The organism is Arthrobacter sp. (genome assembly GCF_031179985.1).
In the GTDB taxonomy this organism is placed as follows: Bacteria; Actinomycetota; Actinomycetes; order Actinomycetales; family Micrococcaceae; genus Arthrobacter.
This window is the reverse complement of sequence record NZ_JAPSHJ010000089.1, coordinates 1-6,355: the sequence shown is the minus strand read 5'-3', so window position 1 is coordinate 6,355 and position 6,355 is coordinate 1. Positions and strand designations below refer to the sequence as shown.

General features: G+C 61.1%; 6 protein-coding genes. 4 read left to right on the top strand and 2 right to left on the bottom strand.

The genetic code is table 11. The features are described 5' to 3' along the window. Nucleotides 1-189 precede the first annotated feature (189 nt). Nucleotides 190-1,392, bottom strand: coding sequence for an FAD-dependent oxidoreductase (locus tag RIN13_RS19880; RefSeq protein WP_309109042.1), 1,203 nt, complete (start codon nt 1,390-1,392; stop codon nt 190-192). A 269-nt stretch (nt 1,393-1,661) separates the two neighbouring features. Between RIN13_RS19880 and RIN13_RS19875 the strand changes: the two genes are divergently transcribed. The 4 genes from RIN13_RS19875 (at nt 1,662) to RIN13_RS19860 (ending at nt 5,519) form a co-directional block, all read left to right on the top strand. Beyond that, nucleotides 1,662-2,012 carry a bifunctional 3-phenylpropionate/cinnamic acid dioxygenase ferredoxin subunit gene (locus tag RIN13_RS19875; protein WP_309109041.1) on the top strand — a complete coding sequence of 117 codons (351 nt, stop codon included), beginning with the start codon at nt 1,662-1,664 and terminating at the stop codon, nt 2,010-2,012. A 35-nt stretch (nt 2,013-2,047) separates the two neighbouring features. Next, the gene (locus tag RIN13_RS19870) at nt 2,048-4,006 is read left to right on the top strand and encodes a BCCT family transporter (protein WP_309109040.1); all 1,959 of its coding nucleotides are present in this window, start codon (nt 2,048-2,050) and stop codon (nt 4,004-4,006) included. 119 nt (nt 4,007-4,125) lie between these two features. Beyond that, entirely contained in the window at nt 4,126-5,247 is a 1,122-nt protein-coding gene (moaA, locus tag RIN13_RS19865) for a GTP 3',8-cyclase MoaA (RefSeq protein WP_309109039.1), read from the top strand. A gap of 5 nt (nt 5,248-5,252) precedes the next feature. After that, nucleotides 5,253-5,519: a MoaD/ThiS family protein gene (locus RIN13_RS19860; protein WP_309109038.1), complete on the top strand. Its 267-nt coding sequence runs from the start codon at nt 5,253-5,255 to the stop codon at nt 5,517-5,519. A 35-nt stretch (nt 5,520-5,554) separates the two neighbouring features. Here RIN13_RS19860 and RIN13_RS19855 read toward each other — a convergent pair whose 3' ends face one another. Then, nucleotides 5,555-5,866 carry a DUF6457 domain-containing protein gene (locus RIN13_RS19855; RefSeq protein ID WP_309109037.1) on the bottom strand — a complete coding sequence of 104 codons (312 nt, stop codon included), beginning with the start codon at nt 5,864-5,866 and terminating at the stop codon, nt 5,555-5,557. Nucleotides 5,867-6,355: the final 489 nt, after the last annotated feature.

Sequence of the window (6,355 nt, the reverse complement as noted above, 5' to 3'; positions counted from 1 at the left end):
CCACATCTGCTCGAAAATACGCTCCTGCTCCGCCCGGAAAATAGCCGGATCCGTATACAAATGACCCCCCAGGGTCGGGATCAGACTCGGCGTGCTTACCTCAACAGACAATGTGTACTCCTCACAACGGCACTGACTAAGTGCGTAAAAACTGGTGCATTAAAGATTGGTTTAGCAGGGCATGATGGGCTAGGTCGCAGCCAGAACCAAAGTGGGCTTGGCCGCCGGCTCCACTGTTGAAGGCGCCAGGCTTCGGCGCCACTTGGTGAAAAGGCGGGGCTGGTTCATGCCCAGGACCGCCACGGCGTCATCGCCGCGGTAGTACACGGCAACGAAGCTGTGCTCCTGGGGATCACCTGTCTCTATTTCGACCCGATCGTAACCGGCGGAGTGCCCGGCGAACTGAATCTTAACGCCGTGCTGATCGGACCAGAAGTAAGGAGGCTTCAGCGGCTGTTCCGGGGCGTTGCTGTCCAAGAGGGCCTGAACAGCCAGAGCCGCGCGCTCCAGGGCGCCGGTCCAGTGCTCTACCCGGCGGTGAATTCCAGCCGCAGGGTCGAACCACGCGGCACAGTCACCCACCGCTACGATCCCGGGAACATTGGTTCGGCCCATGGCATCACAAACGACGCCCGGATTCAGCTCAAGCCCGGAATCGGACAGCCACTCGGTATTTGGCTCGGCGCCGATGCCTACAACGACGACATCCGTTTCCAAGTGACGTCCATCCGCCAGCGTGAGCCCGGAAACGGCGTCTTCGCCCGTATGGAACTCTTGGATGACGGCACCGCAGATCAGATTGACGCCTTTGGCCAGGTGCAGCCTGGCGACGACGTCGCCCATGTCCCGACCGAGCTGTGCTGTAAACGGAACTGGTGCGTTATTGATCATGGTCACCTCCATGCCGCGGGAGGCAGCGGCGGAGGCGACTTCAGCACCGATGAAACCGGCGCCGATGACAGTCATTCGGGCCCCCGGCACCAGCCTTGACGCCAATCCCTGTGCATCGGCGATGGTCCGAAGGTAAAAAACGTTGTCAAGCCCCTCCAAGGCCGGAAGCTTCCGGGCTCGCGCGCCTGTGGCTACCACGATGCCGTCGGCGCTGACCGAGCTTCCGTCGCGCAGCCGGACTGTCCGTGAAGCTGCGTCCAAACCGACCGCCCCACCCCCTAGAAGCCACTCCGCCTGCAACCCGTCGTCGTCTGTCTCCAGCAGGAGGTCTTCCGACGTTACGGTGCCGAGCAGAAAGTCCTTGGACAGCGGCGGCCTGTCATAGGGACGGTGATGCTCATCGCCAATGATGACCAGCCGTCCAGTGAAGCCTTGGGCGCGGGCGGCCCTGGCGGCAGAAAGCCCGGCCAGGGAGGCTCCGACGATCGCAAGAGTCTGCATAATTCCCCACTTCTAATTGCCTTATACGCAACATGAATCGCTATATGCAACAGAGTGAGGCATGCCACAGTGGGCTGTCAACCCGCGCGGTCGCAGAGGAAATTGGGCCGTAACGGCGGAAGTGAGCCTTGACATTCCACTGTGACGAAGCGCACTCTGTTGCATAAGGCGAACTCTGTTGATCCTTCTGGAACAGAAGGGATCATGGCCCGAGATTCCCACCCCGGATAAAACAAGTTCTCATCGCCGTTTGAAAGATGAGGTTCACCATGCACAAGGCCTGCCCGCTCAGCGAACTCGCTCCGGGGGATGCGCTACGGCTAAATACTGCCCCACCCATCGCCGTATTCCATACAGAAGAAGGCGAGCTTTTCGCCATTGACGACACGTGCACGCATCAGGATGCCTCTTTGGCCGATGGTTACGTTGAGGACTGTTGGGTGGAGTGCCCGCTGCACGCCTCCAGGTTCAACCTCCGCACCGGTGCAGTTGACGCGCCGCCGGCCAAACTGCCAGTCCGCCACCATGAGGTCAAGATTGTTGACGGCGACATTATGGTTATCGAATCCGACGAGGCGCCCAACCTTCCTCCCGGTTTGACAGCCGAAGGCCATATCTAGGCCACCCAATGACTCGCCGAGCAAAGGATCCGCTCATGGCTATAAACACAACACCGGAGCAACTGCCCGGCGACGAAAATCGGGCAGACAACACAAACACGGCCCCCAGCACCAAAGAGACCAGCGAAGCGTTGACCGTGACTACTGTGGAAGACCCGGAAGAGGCGACCCTCAACCCGGGATCCACAGCACTCAACCTGCCGGATACGGAAGAAACCGAACAGATCCTCCAGGAGCTGAGGGAGGCCGAGGCTGAGCAGGCGGCCAGACTCGGTAGGCGCCGCTCTCTCCCCCTAGATAAAACAACCTTCGGCATTACCGGTGTCCTGGCCCTCGCCTTCGTCATTTGGGGTTTTGCCGGTAGGGACAGCCTGGCAACAACGTCTCAAAACGCCCTCGACTGGGTCATGCAGTACACCGGCTGGCTGTTCATGGGACTGGCCTCGCTCTTCGTCGTTTTCGTCCTGTGGCTTGCCCTGGGCAAGTTCGGCACCATTCCACTGGGGAAGGACGGCGAAAAGCCCGAGTTCCGCACCGTGTCCTGGGTGGCCATGATGTTTGCGGCCGGCATGGGCATCGGGCTCATGTTCTACGGTGTGGCGGAGCCTCTTTACCACTACGTCTCGCCCCCGCCCGGAACCGTGGACGGACGCACCCCCGAAGCCATCCAGACCGCCATGGCCACCTCGATCTTCCACTGGACCCTGCATCCCTGGGCGATGTACGCCGTGGTGGGCATCGCCATGGCCTACGGCACCTACCGGCTGGGCCGCAGACAGTTGATCTCCGCCGCCTTCACCTCACTGTTCGGCGTCAAAATAGTTGAAGGGCCGGTGGGGAAGTTCATCAACATCCTGGCCATCTTCGCCACGCTCTTCGGCACCGCCGCATCCCTGGGCTTGGGCACCCTCCAAATCGGCAGCGGCATGACCTCCAACGGCTGGGTAGGAGAAATCGGCACGCCATTCCTCGTGGTGATCGTCGCCATCCTGACTTCCTGCTTCGTGGCCTCCGCTGTGTCGGGCATCAGCCGCGGCATCCAGTGGCTCTCCAACATCAACATGGTGCTGGCCCTCATCCTGGCCCTCATCGTCTTCGTCGCCGGCCCCACCCTCTTCATCCTGAACCTGCTCCCCGCCGCCGTCGGCAATTATGCCCGGGACCTAACGGAAATGTCGTCACGAACCGAGGCAGTCGGCGATGAGGCTCTGCGCGGCTGGATGTCCGGCTGGACCATCTTCTACTGGGCCTGGTGGATCTCCTGGACGCCGTTCGTGGGACTTTTCATTGCACGGATCAGCCGCGGCCGCACCATCCGGCAGTTCGTCACCGGCGTACTGCTCGTGCCGAGTGTTGTCAGTGTCATCTGGTTCTGCATCTTTGGAGGTGCCGCCTTCCACGTGCAGCAGGAAGCCGACAAGGCCAACACTCCCGGTCTGGTCACCATGGTCGACGGGACCCCGTCCGTCAACTTTGACGGCGCCCTCTTCGACATGGTCAAGAACCTGGGCATGCCCGTCTGGGCCGCCGCCGCAGTCATCGTCCTGGCGATGGTCCTGGTCGCCATCTTCTTCGTCACAGGCGCAGATGCGGCCTCCATTGTGATGGGGTCACTCAGCTCCAACGGCTCCGAGGAACCCCGCCGCGGAGTGATCATCTTCTGGGGCACGTTGACCGGAGCTGTCGCCGCCGTCATGCTCCTGGCCGGCGGCAATGAACCCTCGGAAGCCTTGTCCGGCTTGCAACGGATCACCATCGTCGCCGCCCTGCCGTTCGTGCTGGTCATGCTCCTGCTCTGCTTCGCTATAACCCGCGACCTCCGCCGCGACCCGCTTTCCCTCCGGCGCAGGCTCGCCACAACAGTCATGGAACGGGCCATCCGTACCGGCGTCGACCAGCACGGCGGCGTTCAGTTCGACCTCGTGACCACCAACGAAGGTGATGGACGACGCTCCGACGGCTCTCCACACCCTGGCGGAGACAAGCACGTCTAAGCCAGCAACTGTCCGCGCCGTGGCCACTTTCTTCACGCCCGCGGCACGGCAGTAGTCGATCACTAACCGCCCAACCCGAAAGACTCTTCACTGAGGTGAAGAAACAGGTACAGAAAATTATGACTATTCAGCTGGGAATTCCCCGGCTTCCCGGCAGTAGCGGGGGCCTGCCCGTGCCTCCCACCCGTCCATCCGGAGTTCCCGCCGGCCTGCTGGATCGGTTCGGGCGCCAGGCAACGGATCTCCGCCTGTCCCTCACCGACAAATGCAACCTGCGGTGCACATACTGCATGCCCGCACAGGGCCTGGAATGGCTGTCCAAACAAGCACTCATGACAGCAGACGAGATCGTGCGGGTAGTCGGTATCAGTGTCACCAAACTGGCCATCCGGGAACTCCGGCTTACAGGCGGCGAGCCCCTGGTCCGCCCCGACCTGGTGGATATCGTCCGCGCCCTCCGGAGGCAGCACCCCGACCTGCCTATATCCATGACAACGAACGGCGTCGGGCTGGACAAGAAAGCCCAGGCACTGAAGGACGCCGGGCTTACGCGCATCAATGTTTCACTCGATTCCCTGCACGAAGAGACGTTCGAGTTACTCACCCGGCGCCCATTCCTTAACAAGGTGCTGGCCGGAGTTGAAGCGGCAAGGACAGCAGGGTTGGGTCCGGTCAAAATCAATGCCGTTTTGATGCGGGGCATTAACGACGCCGAAGCGTCGGGGCTTCTCGCCTGGGCCCTCAAACACGGCTACGAGCTTCGTTTTATTGAACAGATGCCGCTGGATGCGGATCACGGCTGGACGCGGCGTGACATGATCACTGCCGCCGAAATTCGTGAGCTGCTCTCCGAGGATTTCATTCTCACGCCGGACCGTAGGGAGCGGGCAGGAGCGCCGGCCGAGCGGTTCCAGGTCAGGAAGCGAAACGCCGCTGCAGGCGAATCCTCCGGAGCTGTCCTGGGTACCGCGGGAATCATCGCTTCCGTCACCGAGCCGTTCTGCGGTGACTGCAGACGGACGCGCATCACCGCGGAAGGCAAGCTCATGAGCTGCCTGTTCTCCCGCGAGGAATTCGACATTCTGGGCCCGCTGCGTTCAGGGGCAGACGATGAAGAACTGACAAGACTCTGGCAGGACGCCATGTGGATCAAGCCGCGGGCACACGGGATGGATCACTCCGGCCTGGATTCCGCAGACTTCATACAGCCGGACCGCAGCATGAGCACTATCGGAGGCTGAAAACCTTGTTAGTACGATACTTTGCCGCTGCATGTTCCGCCGCCGGCGTAGAAGAGGAACATCATGAGCTGACAGACGGCGTGACACTCAGTGAACTACTGACGGCCGTGCTTGCAGTTGACCGTCCGGAGCCTCCGGCGGGAACGCCCCCGCTGGCAGGGATCATCGCCCGGAGCAGTTTTCTCCGCAACGAAGTTGCTGTACGGGACGTTGCCGTGTGCCTTGGGAGGGACGATATCATCGACGTGCTGCCGCCCTTCGCTGGCGGATGAGCCTGAGCACTGACGGCTTTCCCGGGGATTCCGTCTTACGACGTCGGATCGGCACCTCGGCCGCCTGCCCTGCTCTCGCACAGCGAGAATGCAATGTCCGCGGCCCTGGTAGTCGCTGCACTGGGCGTCACCGATGAACCCGCGTTTCCTTTGCCGGCTTCCTGACCCGCCGCGTACCCCACCATGAAAGCCGTCACCGGCGCAGACGCGTGAATCACCGAATCAGCGGATCTCCTGGCCAGTTCAAGGAGTAGCTCCTGGTCCACCCTCAAGTCCGGGATCTGAAGCGCCTTTGCCAGCTGCTCGCTCCATTGGGCCAGTATTTCCGCTTCATTGTTGACAGCCATGACGTCTCCTAGCTCGGGTCCTTTTCCGTTTTGTGCTGGTGGCTTGAGACTACAAGGCTTCCCCGAGCAAGTCATGGAAAAGTTCACATTCTCTACGTGGCTTTTCCAGCGACGGAAAGGTGGCTACTCGTTGACACTCTTGCAGCAACACAACTACCATCGGTCATATATCAGTTAGATACCAGAGTCATATCAGGTTGTCTTCCTTGTGGAGATGCTCCATGTGAGGCCTGCCCCGCACAACTAGCCCCACGGCCCGAAAGCTGATGCCCGAGGGGCGCCCGGCAACCGTCCCTGGTTGCAAAAACAGACAGCCTGCTTGGGTAAAAGCCCGGAAGGCATGGCCACTCTGGCAGTCAGAGTGAAAGGAACGCGAAGTTATGGTTCATAAAGTCAAGGCAGTGGTTGCCATGGAGAAGGATGCTCCGGTGTCGGTGGAGACGATTCTGGTGCCGGATCCGGGCCCGGGTGAGGCTTTGGTGGATATCC